At 58.8% G+C, this 17517-nt stretch carries 16 protein-coding genes and 1 pseudogene; 14 read left to right on the plus strand and 3 right to left on the minus strand.

Annotated elements, in window-relative coordinates:
• The first annotated feature begins 181 nt into the window (after positions 1–181).
• Together BWI76_RS13505 and BWI76_RS13510 are read left to right on the plus strand one after the other, a co-directional pair.
• A complete protein-coding gene (locus BWI76_RS13505; protein ID WP_004872410.1) occupies positions 182–1243 on the plus strand; it encodes a YncE family protein in 1062 nt (353 codons plus the stop codon).
• A 171-nt stretch (positions 1244–1414) separates the two neighbouring features.
• Positions 1415–1636: a YgdI/YgdR family lipoprotein gene (locus tag BWI76_RS13510; RefSeq protein ID WP_004120747.1), complete on the plus strand. Its 222-nt coding sequence runs from the start codon at positions 1415–1417 to the stop codon at positions 1634–1636.
• Between the two features lie 49 nt (positions 1637–1685).
• Here BWI76_RS13510 and ansP read toward each other — a convergent pair whose 3' ends face one another.
• Positions 1686–3143, minus strand: a complete 1458-nt coding sequence (gene ansP / locus BWI76_RS13515) for an L-asparagine permease (RefSeq protein WP_024358258.1) — start codon at positions 3141–3143, stop codon at positions 1686–1688.
• A gap of 267 nt (positions 3144–3410) precedes the next feature.
• Between ansP and BWI76_RS13520 the strand changes: the two genes are divergently transcribed.
• The 8 genes and pseudogenes from BWI76_RS13520 (at position 3411) to BWI76_RS13560 (ending at position 11782) form a co-directional block, all read left to right on the plus strand.
• A complete protein-coding gene (locus BWI76_RS13520; protein ID WP_004138178.1) occupies positions 3411–3950 on the plus strand; it encodes an AAA family ATPase in 540 nt (179 codons plus the stop codon).
• 298 nt (positions 3951–4248) lie between these two features.
• Positions 4249–5250 carry an LLM class flavin-dependent oxidoreductase gene (locus BWI76_RS13525; RefSeq protein ID WP_004138177.1) on the plus strand — a complete coding sequence of 334 codons (1002 nt, stop codon included), beginning with the start codon at positions 4249–4251 and terminating at the stop codon, positions 5248–5250.
• The gene (locus BWI76_RS13530) at positions 5247–6368 is read left to right on the plus strand and encodes an amidohydrolase (RefSeq protein WP_004138174.1); all 1122 of its coding nucleotides are present in this window, start codon (positions 5247–5249) and stop codon (positions 6366–6368) included. Before BWI76_RS13525 ends, BWI76_RS13530 begins: the two co-directional genes overlap by 4 nt.
• 30 nt (positions 6369–6398) lie before the next feature.
• A pseudogene (locus BWI76_RS28510) lies at positions 6399–8672 on the plus strand (NtaA/DmoA family FMN-dependent monooxygenase).
• 11 nt (positions 8673–8683) lie between these two features.
• Positions 8684–9193, plus strand: a complete 510-nt coding sequence (locus BWI76_RS13545; protein ID WP_004138170.1) for a GNAT family N-acetyltransferase — start codon at positions 8684–8686, stop codon at positions 9191–9193.
• Positions 9194–9202: 9 nt separating this feature from the next.
• The gene (locus BWI76_RS13550; RefSeq protein WP_004138169.1) at positions 9203–10129 is read left to right on the plus strand and encodes an amino acid ABC transporter permease; all 927 of its coding nucleotides are present in this window, start codon (positions 9203–9205) and stop codon (positions 10127–10129) included.
• A complete protein-coding gene (locus BWI76_RS13555; RefSeq protein WP_004138168.1) occupies positions 10113–10892 on the plus strand; it encodes an amino acid ABC transporter ATP-binding protein in 780 nt (259 codons plus the stop codon). Before BWI76_RS13550 ends, BWI76_RS13555 begins: the two co-directional genes overlap by 17 nt.
• Positions 10889–11782, plus strand: coding sequence for a transporter substrate-binding domain-containing protein (locus BWI76_RS13560; protein ID WP_004138167.1), 894 nt, complete (start codon positions 10889–10891; stop codon positions 11780–11782). The genes BWI76_RS13555 and BWI76_RS13560 overlap by 4 nt, the downstream gene beginning before the upstream one ends.
• 65 nt (positions 11783–11847) lie before the next feature.
• Here the strand turns inward: BWI76_RS13560 and BWI76_RS13565 are convergent, their stop codons facing one another.
• Complete coding sequence (locus BWI76_RS13565; protein ID WP_004138166.1) at positions 11848–13158, minus strand: MFS transporter; 1311 nt, start codon at positions 13156–13158, stop codon at positions 11848–11850.
• Positions 13159–13390: 232 nt separating this feature from the next.
• Positions 13391–14587: an L-talarate/galactarate dehydratase gene (locus tag BWI76_RS13570; RefSeq protein WP_004138165.1), complete on the minus strand. Its 1197-nt coding sequence runs from the start codon at positions 14585–14587 to the stop codon at positions 13391–13393.
• A 304-nt stretch (positions 14588–14891) separates the two neighbouring features.
• Between BWI76_RS13570 and BWI76_RS13575 the strand changes: the two genes are divergently transcribed.
• The 4 genes from BWI76_RS13575 (at position 14892) to BWI76_RS13590 (ending at position 17474) form a co-directional block, all read left to right on the plus strand.
• Positions 14892–15896, plus strand: a complete 1005-nt coding sequence (locus BWI76_RS13575) for a LacI family DNA-binding transcriptional regulator (protein ID WP_004138163.1) — start codon at positions 14892–14894, stop codon at positions 15894–15896.
• A 100-nt stretch (positions 15897–15996) separates the two neighbouring features.
• Entirely contained in the window at positions 15997–16614 is a 618-nt protein-coding gene (locus BWI76_RS13580; protein ID WP_004138161.1) for a glutathione S-transferase family protein, read from the plus strand.
• Positions 16615–16682: 68 nt separating this feature from the next.
• Positions 16683–16910, plus strand: coding sequence for a tautomerase PptA (pptA, locus tag BWI76_RS13585; protein WP_004138159.1), 228 nt, complete (start codon positions 16683–16685; stop codon positions 16908–16910).
• A gap of 246 nt (positions 16911–17156) precedes the next feature.
• Positions 17157–17474 carry a type II toxin-antitoxin system RelE/ParE family toxin gene (locus tag BWI76_RS13590; RefSeq protein ID WP_004138145.1) on the plus strand — a complete coding sequence of 106 codons (318 nt, stop codon included), beginning with the start codon at positions 17157–17159 and terminating at the stop codon, positions 17472–17474.
• Positions 17475–17517 lie beyond the last annotated feature (43 nt).

The following is a 17517-nucleotide window of genomic DNA, read 5'->3' on the forward strand; positions in this document are numbered from 1 at the left end:
GATTTGAGTTAACAAATAGCAAGAATTGCGTGATGGCGGGTGGACAAAACGCAATTAACTCTCCACATTGCGATAAATAATGATTACTATTCGCATTACAAAGAGTAGCGCAAAGCCATGATTTTGCGCCACGGAAGCACTGTCGAGCAGGCACATATTCGTTTTATCAAAGGGAGTCGTCATGTCATTACGTCATCTGTCCGCGCCGCGTCTGCGCCGTTCACTGTTGTTAACTTCATTACTGCTGGCGGGGAGCTTCAGCGCCCACGCGGCGGAAGAAATGCTGCGCAAAGCCGTTGGCAAGGGCGCGTACGAAATGGCCTATAGCCAGCAGGAGAATGCGCTGTGGGTGGCGACTTCGCAAAGCCGTTCGCTGGATAAGGGCGGTATTGTTTACCGCCTCGATCCGACGACGCTGGAAGTGACGCAGATTATTCATAACGATCTAAAACCGTTCGGCGCAACGATCAACAACGCTACCCAGACCCTGTGGTTTGGCAATACCACCGACAGCAGCGTAACGGCAATTGATGCCAAAACCGGGAAGGTGAAAGGGCGTCTGGTGCTCGATCCCCGTCAGCGCAGCGAAACCGTGCGCCCGCTGGCCCCGCGCGAACTGGCGGTTAACGAGAAAACCAAAACTGTCTACATCACCGGTCTGGGTAAAGAGAGCGTGATCTGGGTGGTGGACGGCGACAAGCTGACGCTGAAAGACACTATTGCCAATACCGGCGCGATGGCGACGGGCCTGGCGGTGGACGCGGAAGCGAACCGTATCTACACCACTAACGCCGACGGCGAACTGGTGACCATCGACAGCGCCAGCAATAAAATCCTGACGCGTAAGAAACTGCAGGATGACGGCAAAGAGCACTTCTACCTCAACCTGAGCCTCGATACCGCCGGTCACCGGGCCTTTATCACCGACGGCAAACAGCCGGAAGTGCTGGTGGTCGATATTCGCGATGGTAAAGTGCTGGAGAAAATCGCCGCGCCGGAATCCCTGGCCGTGCTGTTTAACCCGACCCGCAATGAAGCCTACGTAACTCACCGTAAAGCCGGCGAAGTGAGCGTGATCGATGGTAAGACCTACAAAGTGGTCAAGACCTTCAAAACCCCGACTCACCCGAACAGCCTGACCTTATCCGCCGATGGCAAAACGCTGTATGTCAGCGTGAAGCAGGAATCGACTCGCCAGAAAGAGGCCACCCAGCCGGATGACGTTATCCGCATCGCGCTGTGATCCTGACGGGAGGGGGTAACCCCTCCTGAAAGTCTGTCTGCCGGGCGGCGGCTGACGCCTTCAGCGATATCACCCTCTGTTACAAACACTTATTAGCCTGATAAATACAATGGCTATAAACTGACGTCTTTCCTGCGCAAGCGGGACGGTGGCATTAATCCTGGAGAAAAGATGAAAAAATCATTTATGGTCGTTTGCGCCGGCGCGATGCTGGCCCTTCTGGCGGGCTGTAGCTCAAACTATGTGATGACGACGAAAAGCGGGCAGACTATCGTGACGCAGGGCAAGCCGCAGCTGGATAAAGATACCGGCATGACCAGCTATACCGATGAGTCAGGCAATAAGCGCCAGATTAACAGCAGCGACGTCGCTCAGCTGGTGGAAGATAATTAAGTTGTGCCGTTGCGGTTTGCCCGGTGGGGCAAACCGCAAAAGGAACGAGTTACGGTTTTTCAATATTCGGCGCGGTGCTGTGAATATCATGTACGCGCTTACGTACGCCAAACCAGCCGGCGACCAGCAGCACGGCGATCAGCGGAATCGAACCGATGGTATAGGTCCCATTCGGATAATCGAAAGCCATTAATACCAGCACGCTCAGCAGGAACAGCAGTGTCAGCCAGGAGGTAAAAGGCGCTCCCGGCATCTTGAAGCTGACGTCCGCCGCTTTCCCTTCCTTAATCGCCTTGCGCAGGCGCATCTGGCACACCACAATAAAGCCCCACGAAGCGATAATCCCCAGCGACGCGACGTTGAGGACAATCTCAAACACCTGTGAAGGCACCAGATAGTTGAGGAATACCCCAACGACGTAGACGCCAAGCGTCGCCAGAATCCCGGCGTAAGGCACGTGATGACGGCTCATTTTCGACATAAACTTCGGCGCGGAACCGCCCATCGACATGGAGCGCAGAATACGCCCGGTGCAGTAGAGACCAGAGTTGAGGCTGGAGAGCGCGGCGGTTAACACCACAATATTCATCACGCTGCCGATATACGGCACGCCCAGCTTCGAGAAGAAGGTGACGAACGGGCTCTGCCCGGCCTGATAGGCATTCCACGGCAGCAGCAGCACCAGCAGCAGCACCGAACCCACATAGAACAGACCGATACGCCAGATAACGCTGTTAATCGCGCGCGGTACCATGGTCTGCGGGTCTTTACATTCGCCAGCGGCGGTGCCCACCAGTTCGATAGAGGCGAAGGCGAACACCACCCCCTGAACCAGCACCAGCGCTGGCAGCAGGCCGTGCGGGAACAGGCCGCCGTTATCGGTAATCAGGTGGAAGCCGGTGGCATTGCCATCAAGCGGCTTGCCGCTGCCGAGAAAAATGGTTCCGACCACCAGAAATGCCACGATCGCCAGCACTTTCACCAGCGCGAACCAGAACTCCATCTCGGCGAACCATTTCACGCCGATCATGTTCATGGTGCCGACAATCGCCAGCGCGCCGAGGGCGAATACCCACTGCGGGACGTCGCCGAACGCGCCCCAGTAGTGCATATACAGCGCGACGGCGGTGATATCGACGATCCCGGTCATCGCCCAGTTGACAAAGTACATCCAGCCCGCCACGTAAGCCGCTTTTTCACCGAGGAACTCGCGGGCGTAGGAGACGAAGCTGCCGCTCGAAGGGCGATGAAGCACCAGCTCGCCCAGCGCGCGTAGGATAAAAAACGAAAAGAGGCCGCAGACCAGATAAACCAGCGCCAGCGCCGGCCCGGCCATCTGCAGGCGCGCGCCCGCGCCGAGAAACAAGCCGGTACCGATGGCGCCGCCGATGGCAATCATCTGTACCTGACGGTTGCCCATCGCCTTGTGGTAGCCGGACTCCTGCGAATTCAGCCAGTGGCGTTTGGCAGCGTGCTGCTCCGCCACGCTAGAGTGTTTTGTATTCATTGATGTCGCTATTTTCCTGTCAATGTCCATGAGTGGTTCGTGCTGCTGGCTCTCTCATCATTCTGAGGAATGAGATAAGCGAGCATGGCGGAGAATCCTACACGTATCGGAAAATGGACGCACGTAAAAGATTTGCGGACCGCACTTGCTTAAATATCAATGAGATCGCCGCGTTTTGTGGGGGGATAATCACCTGGAAATTTCGCTGATCGATTTTGCCCAACGTGCGCTATTATTTTCAGCCCGCGTTTTGCCCGAGAGACCACGATGAAAATCAACGTAGTAGGGACCAGCGGCGTCGGCAAATCTACCCTCGCGCGTCGGCTGGCTCAGGAACTGTCGCTGCCTTATATCGAAATGGATGTGCTCTACTGGCTGCCCGAATGGCAAGGGACGCCGGACGATGAGTTTTACGCCAAACTTGCCGCCGCGCTCGCCGCGCCCGGCTGGGTGCTGGACGGTAACTATAACCGCAGCCGCCCGGTAAAATGGCGCGACGTGGATCTGGTGGTGTGGGTGGACTACAGCTTCTGGCGCACGTTGCGTCAGGCGGTCTGGCGCGCGGCTTCACGCGCCAGCCGTCGCCAGGAACTGTGGCCTGGCACCGGTAACTGTGAAACCTTCCGCCGCTCCTTCTTTAGCCGGGACTCCATTATTCTCTGGACGCTAAAAACCTGGCGCAATAATCGCCGGCGCTATCTGGCGGATATGCGCGATCCCCAGTATCAACACATTCGCTTTGTGCGTCTGCGCAACCAGCAGCAGACCGAGGCGCTGGTGCGCGAGCTTCGGCAGAATAGCCGATAATCCCCCGGCTCGCGCTGCGCTTAGCCGGGCTACCGGGTCGCAGACTGCCGGGAACCCGTAGCCCGGGTAAGGCGTTTACGCCGCAACCCGGGGAATGTGTTGCGCTTAGCCGGACTACAAACTACAGGCCCGCAGACTGCTGAGGATGCGTAGCCCGGACAGATGCGCAGCATCGCCTCCGGGGCAGTTACCTCACCGCATATCTAATTTCCGGCAGAGCAAATGTAAATAAATTGTTTCTCACTGACCGCGGCCGCTTCTAATAATGCAGACATGTTAATTCACATGAGCCTGCGAAATGTCTTATCGAATCAGTATCCTGGATAAAAGCCCGCTGGCGGCCGGAGAAACGGCCGCCCAGGCGCTGGCGCGTACATTAACGCTGGCGCAACAGGCGGAAGCCTGGGGCTATCACCGTTTCTGGATAGCCGAACACCACAATACCGAGCAGCTTGCCAGCCCGTCGCCGGAACTGGCGATCGCCTGGATCCTCGGCCAGACCCGCCGGATTCGCGTCGGTTCCGGCGGCGTCATGCTCCAGCACTACAGCCCGTACAAAGTGGCGGAAAACTTCAATATGCTGGCCTCCCTCGCGCCGGGCCGCGTGGATCTGGGCGTGGGCAAAGCTCCCGGCGGCCTGCCGCTCTCTACCCGCGCGCTGCAGCAGGGGCTTAATCCCCAGCAAAAAGGGAGTTTTGCCGACCAGCTGGCGCAGCTCGATAACTGGCTGTCGCTGACCGAAACCGATGGGGAAGAGAGCGTCCGCGCAACCCCGATTCCGCCGCGTCGCGCAGACGGCTTTCTCCTCGGCGCCAGCCTGGAAAGCGCGCAGCTGGCGGCGCAGTTGGACTGGAACTTTGTCTTCGCCGCCCATCTCAACGGCGATAAGCATCTGCTGCGCGAGGTGCTCACCCGCTGGCGCGAACTGAGCCGTCGCGACGCGATTATTGCCGTCCAGGCCGTGGTGGCCGACGATTCTGCCACCGCAGCCGATCTGGCAAACGCCGTGGAAGTCTGGGGCGTTGAGCTGGAAAACGGCCAGCGGGTGACCGTCGGCAGCGAAGCGCAGGCGGCCGCCTTTGCCCGCCAGGCGGGTAGCAGGCCGACGCGCATCGCCCGTCGGGAATCGGCGGTGCTGTTCGGCACCCCCGAGCAGGTGAAAGCGCAGCTGGATGCCTTGCAGTCGGCGTGGAACATCGACGAATTTATTATCGACACGCCCATTAGCGACGGCGCGGCGCGCCTTAACTCCCTGCGTCTGTTGGCCCGGGCGCATCTGAGCGCGGAGGTCCAGCCATGAGCCTTGCTGAACAGTTAATTCGCTGGCGGCGCGAGCTGCATCAGTATCCGGAACTTTCGCTGCAGGAGGTCGACACCACCGCGCGTATTCGCGACTGGCTACAAAGCGGCGGCATCAGCCTGTTGCCATATGATCTGAAAACCGGAGCGGTTGCCGAGGTTGGGAGCGGCAATAAGGTGATTGCCCTGCGTGCCGATATTGATGCGCTGCCTATCGAAGAGGCGGCCAGCGTGCCGTTTCGCTCGCTGAATGCCGGCGTGATGCACGCCTGCGGGCATGATATTCATACCAGCGTGATCCTTGGCGCGGCCTTACTACTGAAACAACGCGAAGCGCAGCTGGCGGGACGCGTCCGCATTCTGTTCCAGCCGGCGGAGGAGAGCTTCGGCGGCGCGAAAACCCTGATTCGCGCCGGCGTGCTGGAGGGCGTTTCCGCCATTTTCGGTATGCATAATGAACCGGGGCTGCCGGTGGGGGAATTCGCCACCCGAGGCGGCGCGTTTTATGCCAACGTCGATCGCTTTGTGTTTAAGGTGACCGGCAAAGGCGCTCACGCCGCCCGGCCTCATGAAGGGAAGGACGCCATTCTGCTGGCCAGCCAGCTGGTGACCCTGCTGCAAAGCGTCGCCAGCCGCGAAGTGAACACCCTCGATTCCGTGGTGCTGAGCGTCACGCGGATTCAGGGTGGCAATACGTGGAATGTCCTGCCGGAAAGCGTCGAGCTGGAAGGTACGCTGCGCACCCATAGCAGCGAAGTCCAGCAGCGGGTGAAGGCGCGGGTGAGCGAGATTGCCGCCGGCTTCGCCAGCGCCTTCGGCGCGCAGATCGATGTCTTCTGGTACGCCGGGCCGACCGCGCTGGTCAATGATGAGCGCTGGGCGGCATTCGCCAGCGACGTGGCCGATAAGTCCGGCTACCGCACGCATCATGCGGACCTCCATCTCGGCGGCGAAGATTTTGCCGTTTATCTCCAGCATATACCCGGCGCTTTCGTCAGCATCGGTAGCGCCAGCGAATTTGGTCTTCACCATCCGGCGTTTAACCCGGATGAGCGGTTGATCGCGCCGGCGGCGCACTATTTTGCCGATCTGGCAGAGCAGGCATTAAAAGAACTTTAATTATTCAGGGTCATAGACTAAGGATTAACGATGTCTGAACAACGGCAGCTGCGTATTGGCACTATATTACATGGCGCATCGGGAAATATGTCGGCATGGCGCCATCCGGCCGCGCTGGCGGACGCCAGTATTAACTTTGAGTTCGTTAAGCAGACGGCGCTAAAAGCGGAAGAGGGCAAGCTCGATTTTATTTTTGTCGCCGACGGCTTATATATTAATGAAAAATCGATCCCGCATTTTTTAAATCGTTTTGAACCGCTGACGGTATTATCCACCCTGGCGGCGGTAACCACGCGTTTAGGCCTGGTTGGTACCCTGTCGACCTCCTACAGCGAACCCTTTACCACCGCCCGCCAGTTCGCCAGCCTCGATCATCTGAGCGGCGGGCGCGCGGGCTGGAACGTGGTCACCTCGCCGCTGGAGGGCTCGGCGAAAAACTTCTCCCGCGCCCAGCATCCCGATCATGCTCTGCGCTACCGCATTGCCGATGAATATCTGCGGGTTGTCAAAGGCCTGTGGGACTCCTGGGAGCAGGATGCGTTTATTCGGAATAAAGAGAGCGGCCAGTTCTTTGATAAAAATAAGCTGCACACGCTTAATCATCACGGCGATTTCTTTAAAGTAGCCGGTCCGCTAAATATTGCCCGCACCCCGCAGGGGCGACCGATTATCTTTCAGGCGGGCGCATCCGATGACGGCAAAAAATTAGCCGCCAGCCATGCCGACGCTATTTTTACCCATCAGGAATCGCTGGCGGAAGCGCAGGCCTTTTATCGCGACGTCAAAAGCCAGCTCGACGCGTACGGCCGCCGGGAGAGCGAACTACACATATTCCAGGGCGTCAGCGTGATCGTTGGCGATAGCGCCGACGATGTGGAGCAGCAATACCAGACCACCGCCGCGCTGGTATCGATTGAGGACGCGCTGAATTACCTCGGCCGCTATTTTGAGCATCACGATTTCTCCCAATATCCGCTGGACGAGGCGTTTCCGGATATCGGCGACCTCGGGCAGAACAGCTTTCGCAGCACCACCGACGAGATAAAACGCAACGCCCGCGAACGCGGCCTGACGCTGCGCCAGGTGGCGCTGGAGGCGGCCAGCCCGCGACCGCGTTTCTCTGGCACCGCCGAAGAGGTGGCGGATGGTTTGCAGCAGTGGTTTGAACAGCGCGCGGCGGACGGTTTTATTATCCAGGGCGGCACGCCGGACACCTTCCCGCGCTTTGTGGATCAGGTCGTACCCATTCTTCAGCAGCGCGGATTATTCCGCCGGGAATATCCCGGCGCCACGCTGCGCGATAGCTTAGGGCTGGCAGAGCCCGTTAATCAATTCCAAAAACAATAATAGAGAACACCCGCTATGCAGAAAACGCAGAAAAAATCGCTACTCCTGGCGCTTGCGCTGGCCGTTAGCGCCTCATCCTGGGCGCAGAACGTCACGATCAACGGCACCGGCGTGAGCCTCGAAGCTAACAAAACGCCGATTCATACGGCGAAAAACCCGCAGGCTATCGCGCAGTTGCCCAAAGGTCTTCACCTGGCGGTGCCGGGCAAACTGACCGTCGCGGTCGCCGCGCTGAACTCGCCGCCGCTGACCGTGTTTTCTGACGATAACAAAACCCTGCTCGGCAGCGAAGTGGATATCGCCCGCCTGGTGGCCGACAGCCTTGGGCTTGAGCTGAACGTGGTACCGACATCATGGGAAGACTGGCCGCTCGGCGTCGCCTCCGGCAAATATGATGCGGCGGTCAGCAATATCACCGTAACCAAAGAGCGCAAAGAGAAGTTTGACTTCGCCACCTACCGCAAAGATTCGCTGGGTTTTTACGTCAAGAGCACCAGTCCGTTGAGCAAAATTGAAAAAGCCGAAGATATTGCCGGGCTGCGGATTATCGTCGGCTCCGGTACCAATCAGGAAGCGATCCTGCTGGCGTGGAACGCCGAGAACCTTAAGAAGGGGCTGAAGCCGTTTACCCCGGTTTATACCAAAGATGACGCCGCCCAAACCCTGGCGCTGCAGTCCGGGCGCGCCGACGCCTTCTTCGGCCCCAACGTGATCGGCGCGTGGAAAGCGGCGCTGACCGGCAAAACCAAGCTGGTGGGCAGCGTTGACGGCGGCTGGCCGAAGGCGGCGCATATCGCCGTGACGGTGAAAAAAGGCAGCGGTCTGGTTGAACCGGTACAGACGGCGCTGAACGGCGCTATCCGCAGCGGCGATTACGCGAAGGTACTGAACCGCTGGGGCGAAGGCGTGGAGAGCATCCCGCAATCGGAAATCAACCCGGCCGGACTCGGCGACTAACAGGAGGCATGATGAGCGATATTTTCCGCGATGTCTCTCCGGAAACCCCGGAGCTGCAGCCGATTATTGAGGGCCTGTTCGGTGAGTACGCCGCGCGCTACGGCGACTACTTCTCCCGCGATGCCGAAATCGAGCTGACTGAATGGTATCTGGCGCCGCAGGGGCTGTTTATCGTGCTGGAGCGCGAGGGCGAAATTATCGCCACCGGCGCGTACAAACCGAAAGACGCCCATACGGCGGAAATCAAACGTATCTGGACCCATCGCCGTCTGCGCCAGCAGGGGCTGGCGGCGAAAGTGGTGCAGGAGCTGGAGCGTCGGGCGCTGCTTGCCGGCTACAGCCATATCTATCTGACCACCGGTTTTCGGCAGCCGGAAGCGGTGCGGCTCTACCTGAGCCAGGGCTACGAGGCGCAGTTTGACCTCAGCCGCGATCCGGAAGAGTACAGTCTGCCGCCGTTTGATGGCCGACTGCGCTTCACCAAAGCGCTGGCGGTCAGCGCGCTAAGCCAGAGCGCTTAAGGAGCCCCTATGCATACCCCGGAAACGATTAAGGTTGTCCCCGCGCGCTATCCGCTGCGGGCGGTAGGCGCGGCGCTGGCGCTGCTGGCGCTGGCGGTGGTGATTCAATCCGTCGCCTTTAACCCGCGCTGGGAGTGGGGCGTTTTTGCCCGCTGGTTCTTTGACCCGGTGATCCTCGAGGGCCTCGGGCAGACGCTGCTGCTGACCCTGCTGGCGACGGCGCTGAGCGTTATTCTCGGCGGCCTGCTGGCGCTGGCCCGCCTCTCCAGCTCATGGCTGCTGAGCAGCCTGGCCTGGGGCTATATCTGGCTGTTCCGCTCGCTGCCGCTGATCGTGGTGCTGATTATTCTCTACAACTTCTCTTATCTCTACGACAGGTTATCGATCGGTATCCCGTTCACCGGCATTAGCTGGGCCAGCTTTGAGACCATCAACGTGCTGGGGCAGTTTTCCACTGCCGTTGTCGGGCTGACCCTCGTGCAAAGCGCCTACACCGCCGAAATTATCCGCGGTGGCTTCCTTGGCGTCGATCACGGTCAGTATGAAGCGGCGGCGGCGCTGGGGCTTCCGGCCAGCCGTCGCACGCTGCGCATTATCCTGCCGCAGGCGCTGCGCACCATTTTACCGGCGGGCTTTAACGAAATTATCAGCCTCGCCAAGGGGACGGCGATGGTTTACGTGCTGGCGATGCCGGAGCTGTTTTACACCATCCAGATGATCTACAACCGCACCCAGGAAGTCATTCCGCTGCTGATGGTCGGCGCCGCCTGGTATCTGGTGATCACCAGCGTGCTGTCGCTGATTCAGTTTCTGGTCGAGCGCGGCCTGGCCCGCAGCGAACGCCGCTCGGCGGTCAATACCGCCCGCAGCAGCCGTCGCGCTGAACCCGTTCGCCGCCCACAACCGCAGGAGCCTGTCCATGTCCAACTCTCGTAACGGTCATATTTCCATTACCGGCGTCAGCAAATACTTTGGCCGCCATAAAGCGCTGGATGACGTGTCGCTGGAAATCGAACCCGGCACGGTAACGGTGATCCTCGGGCCGTCCGGCTCGGGAAAATCGACGCTGCTGCGGGCGATTAACCACCTGGAGCGCGTCGATGAAGGCTTTATCCAGATCGATGGCGACTATATCGGCTATCGCCGCAAAGGCGACAAGCTGTACGAACTGAAAGAGAAAGAGATCCTCCGCCAGCGGGTCAACGTCGGCTACGTATTTCAGAACTTCAATCTGTTCCCGCATCTGACGGTGCTGGAAAACCTGATTGAGGCGCCCATCGCCCACAAACAGGCGACCCGCAAAGAGGCTATCGCGCGGGCGTATGACCTGCTGGACGTGGTCGGACTGCGCAACAAAGCCGATGCCTGGTCGCGACACCTGTCCGGCGGGCAGCAGCAGCGCATCGCCATTGCCCGGGCGCTGGCGCTGAACCCGCGGGTGATTTTGTTTGATGAACCGACCTCCGCGCTTGACCCTGAGCTGGTGGGGGAAGTGCTGGATGTGATTAAAAAGCTGGCGCGCTCCGGCACTACCCTGGTGGTGGTGACTCATGAAATCGGCTTTGCGAAAGAGGTGGCGGATCGGGTGGTGTTTATGGTCGACGGCAAAATTGTCGAGCAGGGCGGCAGCGACGCCGTGCTGAACCACCCGCAGCACCCGCGGACGCGGCAGTTCTTATCGAGGGTATTAGCGGCATGAGAAACGGACTTTTAGCCCTGACGTTATTATCTTTATCCGCGGCATCGCAGGCGGCTATCGACCTTCGCGCCAACGAGCAGCCGCTGCCGGTGACCCGCGATGAGCAGGCGATCGCGAAGATCCCGGCAAATTACGCCTTCGTCGAGCCGGGCACCTTAACGGTGGCGATTTCGGCGCTCAACTCGCCGCCGCTGGCGCTGTTGGCCAGCGATAACCGCACGCGTATCGGCAGCGACCCGGATATCGCCCGGCTGCTGGCCGGCAGCCTCGGGCTAAAGCTGAAGCTGGTGCCCACCGCCTGGGAGGACTGGCCGCTGGGGATGACTTCCGGTCGCTACGACGTGGCGCTGGTCAATATTGCGGTGACCGAGCAGCGGAAAGAGAAGTTTGATTTTGCGACCTATCGCGTCGATTCGCTGGCCTTTTCCGTGAAATCGACCAGCGATATCGCCAGCGTCAGCGGACCGGCGGATCTCGCGGGCAAAAAGGTGATCGTCGGGTCCGGGACCAATCAGGAGCGGATTTTGCTCGGCTGGAACGCCGAAAATGAAGCCGCCGGGCGTCAACCGGCGCTGCCGGTCTACCTGACCGATGACGCTTCGGGCAATCTCTATATTCAGTCCGGGCGCGCGGATGTGTTCTTTGGGCCGCAGTCGGTGGCGGCCTATAAAGCGGCGCTCAGCGGCAAAACCAAAGTCGTCGGCCTGGGGCCGAAAAAAGCATACGTTGCCACGACGACCAAAAAGGGCAACGGCCTGGTGGTGGCGCTGCAAGCGGCGCTAAATGGCGCGATTGCTCGTGGGGAATACCAGAAGGTGCTGGCGCGCTGGGGCGAACAGGGCGAAGAGGTGACGCAATCGACGGTGAATCCGCCGGGGATAACCTACTAAAAAACCGCTGTTTCGCAGGAGTGTGATGCGAAACAGCGGGGGCGAATCCTCGCCAGGGTGTTAAATCAGGCGGCGCGCGGGGTCAGCGTCAAACGATCCAGCGGCCCGACGATAAACAGATAGGAGAACAGGCCCAGTACGCCCATGGAGCCGACGTACAGGATGGCGTAATCAAACGAGTGGGTGTTGGCGATGATCACGCCGATGACCAGCGGCGTGATGATGCTCGCCAGGTTGCCGCACATGTTGAACACGCCGCCGGCAATACCGAGCATCTCCTTCGGTGAGGTGTCGCTCAGCACGCACCAGCCGAGGTTACCGAACCCTTTAGCAAAGAAGGCCACGCTCATGGCGGCGATCACCACCACTTCCGAGGTGGTGTAGTTGGCGACAACAATCACGCAGGAGAGCAGCATGCCGCAGATCACCGGCAGCTTGCGGGCGGTCGTCAGGCTGTAGCCGCGTTTCAACAGCCAGTCCGAGAATACGCCGCCCAGCAGGCCGCCGATAAATCCGGCAATGGCTGGGATACTGGCGACAAAGCCGACTTTCAGGATCGACATACCTTTGGCCTGGTAAAGATAGGTCGGAAACCAGGTCAGGAAGAACCAGGTAATGGACGTTACGCAGAACTGGCCGATATATACCCCGATCATCATACGATTGACGCAGACGCTTTTGATTTGCGCGAGGGTTAATTTCTGCTGCGTTTTTTTCGTGCCTAACTCCGGCTCGCCGCCGCCTTCACGAATATAGTCGAGCTCCTGCTGGTTAATTTTTGGATGATGAGAGGGATCTCTTACTTTTACCAGCCAGAATATCCCCAGCACCACGCCGATAGCGCCAATATAATAAAATACGTAGTGCCAGCTTAAATTATGCAGAATAATGGTCATCAGCGGCGTAATAATCCCCAAAGAGATATACTGCGCGGCCTGATAGACCGAGGTGACGAATCCGCGCTCTTTATTGGGAAACCATTGCACGCTCAGACGGCTGTTGGCGGGGAAGGCTGGGGCTTCAATCGCCCCCATCATCAGGCGCAGAATAACCAGCGCTACCAGCGGGCTGGCGAACATATAGATGGTGCCCTGGAACATGGTGACGATCGACCAGCCAATTAGCGCGCAGCCGTAGACCAGCCGCGAACCATATTTATCCAACAGCCAGCCGCCGGGTATTTGCATAATGACGTAGGAGATACCAAAAACGGAAAAGGCCAGCCCCATCGCCTCGGGATCAAAACCTAACTCTTTGCTCATAATAGGCGCGACGACGGACAGCGTTGCCCGGTCGGCATAATTAAATACGGTGGCCAGAAATAAAAACAGTAATATACCGTAACGCACGTTGCTGCGTTTTAATTGCTGTTGCATTTTAATCAACTCCTTTGCAGGGTTGTGTATTGTGGGTACAGGCAATAAGAGGTATTTCCCCGGGAGGGCTACGGGTTTTCAGTCGCCTGCGGACCGGTAGCCCGAACAAATGCGCAGCATCGCCTCCGGGAAAACGCTGTATTCTCCCGGGGGCGGCGCTTAATACGCCTTGGCCGGGCGACTGGGCCTGTAGCCCGGATAAGGCGTTTACGCCGCCATCCGGGGAATTCTGTTAAGGACGTTTACCAAACTCGCAGCTTTGCTGGGTCCAGCGGCGGGCCTGTTCGCTCAGGGTGAAGCCCAGACCGTGGCGTTCGGAAACCCACATCCGCCCGTCGCGCAGCTCCAGCTGTTCGTTAAACAACGGGTTCAGCCACTCGAAATGCTCCAGCCACGGCTCGAGCGGGTAGGCGGCGGCGAGATGCAGGTGCACCTCCATCGCAAAGTGCGGGGCCAGCTTGCGACCGTGCTTCGCCGCCAGATCCATAATTTTCAGGAACGGGGAGATCCCGCCGACGCGCGGGGCGTCCGGCTGGACAAAGTCGCTGGCGTTGCCGAGGATCAGCTGCTCGTGTTCGCGGAAGCTGGTCAGCATCTCGCCGGTGGCAATCGGTGTATCCAGCGCGGCGGCGAGCTGCGCGTGGCCTTCAACGTCGTAAGCGTCAAGGGGTTCTTCAATCCAGATCAGGTTGAACGGCTCCATTTTGCGCCCCATGCGGATAGCGGTTTCGCGATCCCACTGCTGATTGGCGTCGACCATTAACGGGAAGTCATCGCCCAGCACCTCGCGCACCGCCGTCAGACGACGAATATCCTCAGCGGTATTCGGCTGACCGACTTTCAGCTTAATCCCGCCAATGCCGTTTTCGCGGGAGATAGCCACGTTTTTCAATACCTGATCCAGCGGGGTATGCAGGAAGCCGCCGGAGGTGTTGTAGCACTGGACGGAATCACGATGCGAGCCGAGTAGCTTCGCCAGCGGGAGTCCGGCGCGTTTGGCTTTCATATCCCACAGCGCAATATCGAGAGGGGAGATGGCCTGTACGGCCATGCCGCTACGACCTACGGAAGCCCCGGCCCACAGCAGTTTGGTGTAGATCTTGTCGATATCGTTCGGGTCTTCGCCGAGCAGATTATCGGCGATCTCTTTGGCGTGGGCGTAAATGCCCTGGCCGCCCGCGCGCTTGGAATAGCTAAAGCCGACGCCTTCAAAACCGTCCCGGGAGCGGATTTCGGCGATGATAATCGCCACTTCGGTCAGCGGCTTTTGTCGACCGGTCAGAACTTTTGCATCGCTGACGGGGGTCGCCAGCGGCAGAAAAGCCAGCGACAGTTTGACGTGTTCAATACGGTCACCGGTCTCAGCGGCGGTTTTGACGCCGGAAGCTTTGGCGTAGGTCACGGACTCGGAATTAGCACTCGAGGTCATAGTCAGTTCCTTTTTAGTGATAAAATGTTTGCGCTAACATTTTTAATCCTGGAATTGTCTTTACGCTACGACAGTGATTTTAATTTGTACAAACGATCACAATTAGCGGTTATAACGAGTGAAATTATGCAGCGCAGGTCACGATCCAAAAAGGTTTGTGAAAAGTTACAAAGCATAATGATAGCGATAACATTTTGTTTTTCAGGTCGTTGGTTCTCTTAGAGATGTCCCGGAGGGCGCTGGCAATTGCGCGGGCCATCATCAATAATGCCCACAGGAAACGACTCAACACAGGGGCTTAGTCGTGAAAAGCAGAAAACCGACGCGCGCGCCGACGCTGGATGACGTTGCCCGCAGCGCCGGGTTGTCATCGATGACGGTTAGTCGGGCGCTGAATACGCCGCAGCTGGTACGGCCAAAAACGGTCGAGAAAGTGATGCAGGCGGTGCAGGCGACGGGCTACATCCCCAACGCGCTGGCCGGCGGCCTGGCCTCCAGGCGCAGCAAGCTGGTGGCCGTGGTGGTGCCGCAAATTAACAACAATATGTTTGTCGATACCATCCAGGCGCTGAGCGATACCCTGGCGGCGCGCGGCTACCATATGCTGCTGTGCGTGGCGGGCTACAGCCGACAGACCGAAGCCGAGCTGGTCGCAACCTTACTCTCCCGGCGTCCGGATGGCGTCGTGTTGACCGGCATTCAGCACGCCCCGGCGTTGAAGAAGACGATTCTCAACGCCGCTACGCCGGTGGTGGAGATCTGGGATCTCACCCCGACGCCGCTGGATATGCTGGTCGGTTTTTCGCATGAAAAAGTCGGTGAAACCATTGGCGAGTATCTGCTGGAAAAAGGCTACCGCCGACCGGGTCTGCTGTGGGCCGGCGACGCGCGCGCGACGTTGCGAAAGCAGGGGCTCTGCGCACGGCTGGCCAAAAATGGCATTGACGATGCGCCGCAGGTCGAAGTGCCGCTTCCGGCATCACTGGCGCTGGGGCGTCGCGGCCTGGCCGAGCTGCTCGCTGGCGGCGAATTTGACGTTATCGTCTGCAGCTCCGATACCCTTGCCCAGGGGGCGATTATGGAAGCCGAAAGCCGGGGTCTGCGCGTGCCGCAGGATCTGGCGGTGATCGGTTTTGGCGATCTGGACTTCGCCGCCAGCAACCGTCCGGCGATCACCACCGTCAGCGTCGACCGTCACGCCATCGGCGAGCAGGCGGCCACGCTGCTCGCCGACCGCATCGAAGGCGGCGGTGAAGGGGACGTGATTATTGATATCGGCTTTCACCTGGTGGCGCGGGAGTCGGCGTAGGGCGTTCTATAGCGGCATCGCGCGATCGAATCTATACTGCAACATGGCTAAACCTGCCGCCGCCGCGCTCCTGTGCGGCGAATTCACGAGGGCGCAGAACATGATCACCGTCTATGGCGTACCCGGCTGGGGGTCGACAATTAGCGAACTGATGCTGACGCTGGCCGATATCCCGTACTATTTTGTCAACGTTGAGGGCTTTGACCAGCCGGGCCCGCAGCGCGACCGCCTCAAACAGATAAACCCGCTGTGTCAGGTGCCGACCCTGACGCTTGCAGACGGCAGCGTGATGACCGAAACCGCCGCTATCGCCCTGATGATTCTCGACAGGCGGCCGGATCTGGCCCCGGCGCCGGGCTCGCCGCAGCGGCATGCCTTTCAGCGTCTGCTCATCTGGCTGGTGGCGAACGTTTATCCCACCTTTACCTTTGCGGATTACCCCGAACGCTGGGCCGCCGATGCGCCAGAGCAGCTGCGGGAAAGCTGCATCCGCTATCGTAAATCGCTCTATTTGTGGCTGGAGCAGCAGCTTGCCGCCGCGCCGTATGCGCTGGGCGCGGAGATAACCCTGCTCGACTGCTATATCGCGGCGATGTGCGCCTGGGGCCCGCGCCGGGAGTGGTTTGCGGCCCATACGCCAAAATTCGTCGCCGTGGCGGATGCGGTGTATCGCCATCCCAAACTCCAATCCGCGCTGCGTCGCAACGAGCTGATTTAAAGCACAAAATGAGAACTGAACGTCGCCTGCTATGATAGCTTTATTGTCTTGACAATAAGGAGCCTGCTATGCCGCACGTTGATATTAAATGTTTTCCCCGCGAGCTGAATGATGAACAAAAAACGGCGCTGGCCGCCGATATTACCGAGGTGTTGATTCGCCATCTGAACAGCAAAGAGAGTTCGGTGAGTGTGGCCCTGCAGCAGGTAGAACCGAGCGACTGGCAGCAGGTCTGGGATAGCGAAATCGCGCCGCAGATGGAGCAGTTGATTAAGAAGCCGGGTTACAGCATGTAACCCGGGCCCCCGGAGGCGATGCTGCGCATCTGTCCGGGCTACGGGTCCTCAGTGGTCTGCGATTCGGTAGCCCGGGCAAGGCGCATCGCGCCGCCCCCGGGAGCGTGGGCACTGAAGCCAGGTCATGAGCGATACGTCTTGTCCTGGGCCAACGCGTCACAATGTACCGGGTACATAAAATCCTTTGATTACTGTACACAGTACATGTATATTGTCTGGTAAGTCGTAAGGACATCAGGGAATGAGATGTTTACTTTTATTGAACTACAAGGCTTCAGTAAACGACGCCAGGTGCTGTTACCGGATGATGAATTTCGGGCCTTTCAGGAAATCCTGATCAATGATCCTGAGGCAGGTGACACCATTTCGGGAACCGGAGGTTTTCGTAAAATCCGCTGGAGTCGTCCCGGAACGGGCAAGCGCGGCGGCGTGCGGGTGATTTACTATAATGTAACGATAAAGGGAAGAATTTACCTGGCGCTCATCTATCCTAAAAATGAACAGGATGAATTAAGCCAGGAGCAGAAAAAGATGTTAAGGCAGGTTGCTGAGTTATTAAACTAGCCAATAAACATAAAGTAAGGCTGAGCTATTAATGATTGAAACA

The organism is Klebsiella sp. M5al (assembly GCF_002090195.1).
GTDB lineage: Bacteria > Pseudomonadota > Gammaproteobacteria > Enterobacterales > Enterobacteriaceae > Klebsiella > Klebsiella grimontii.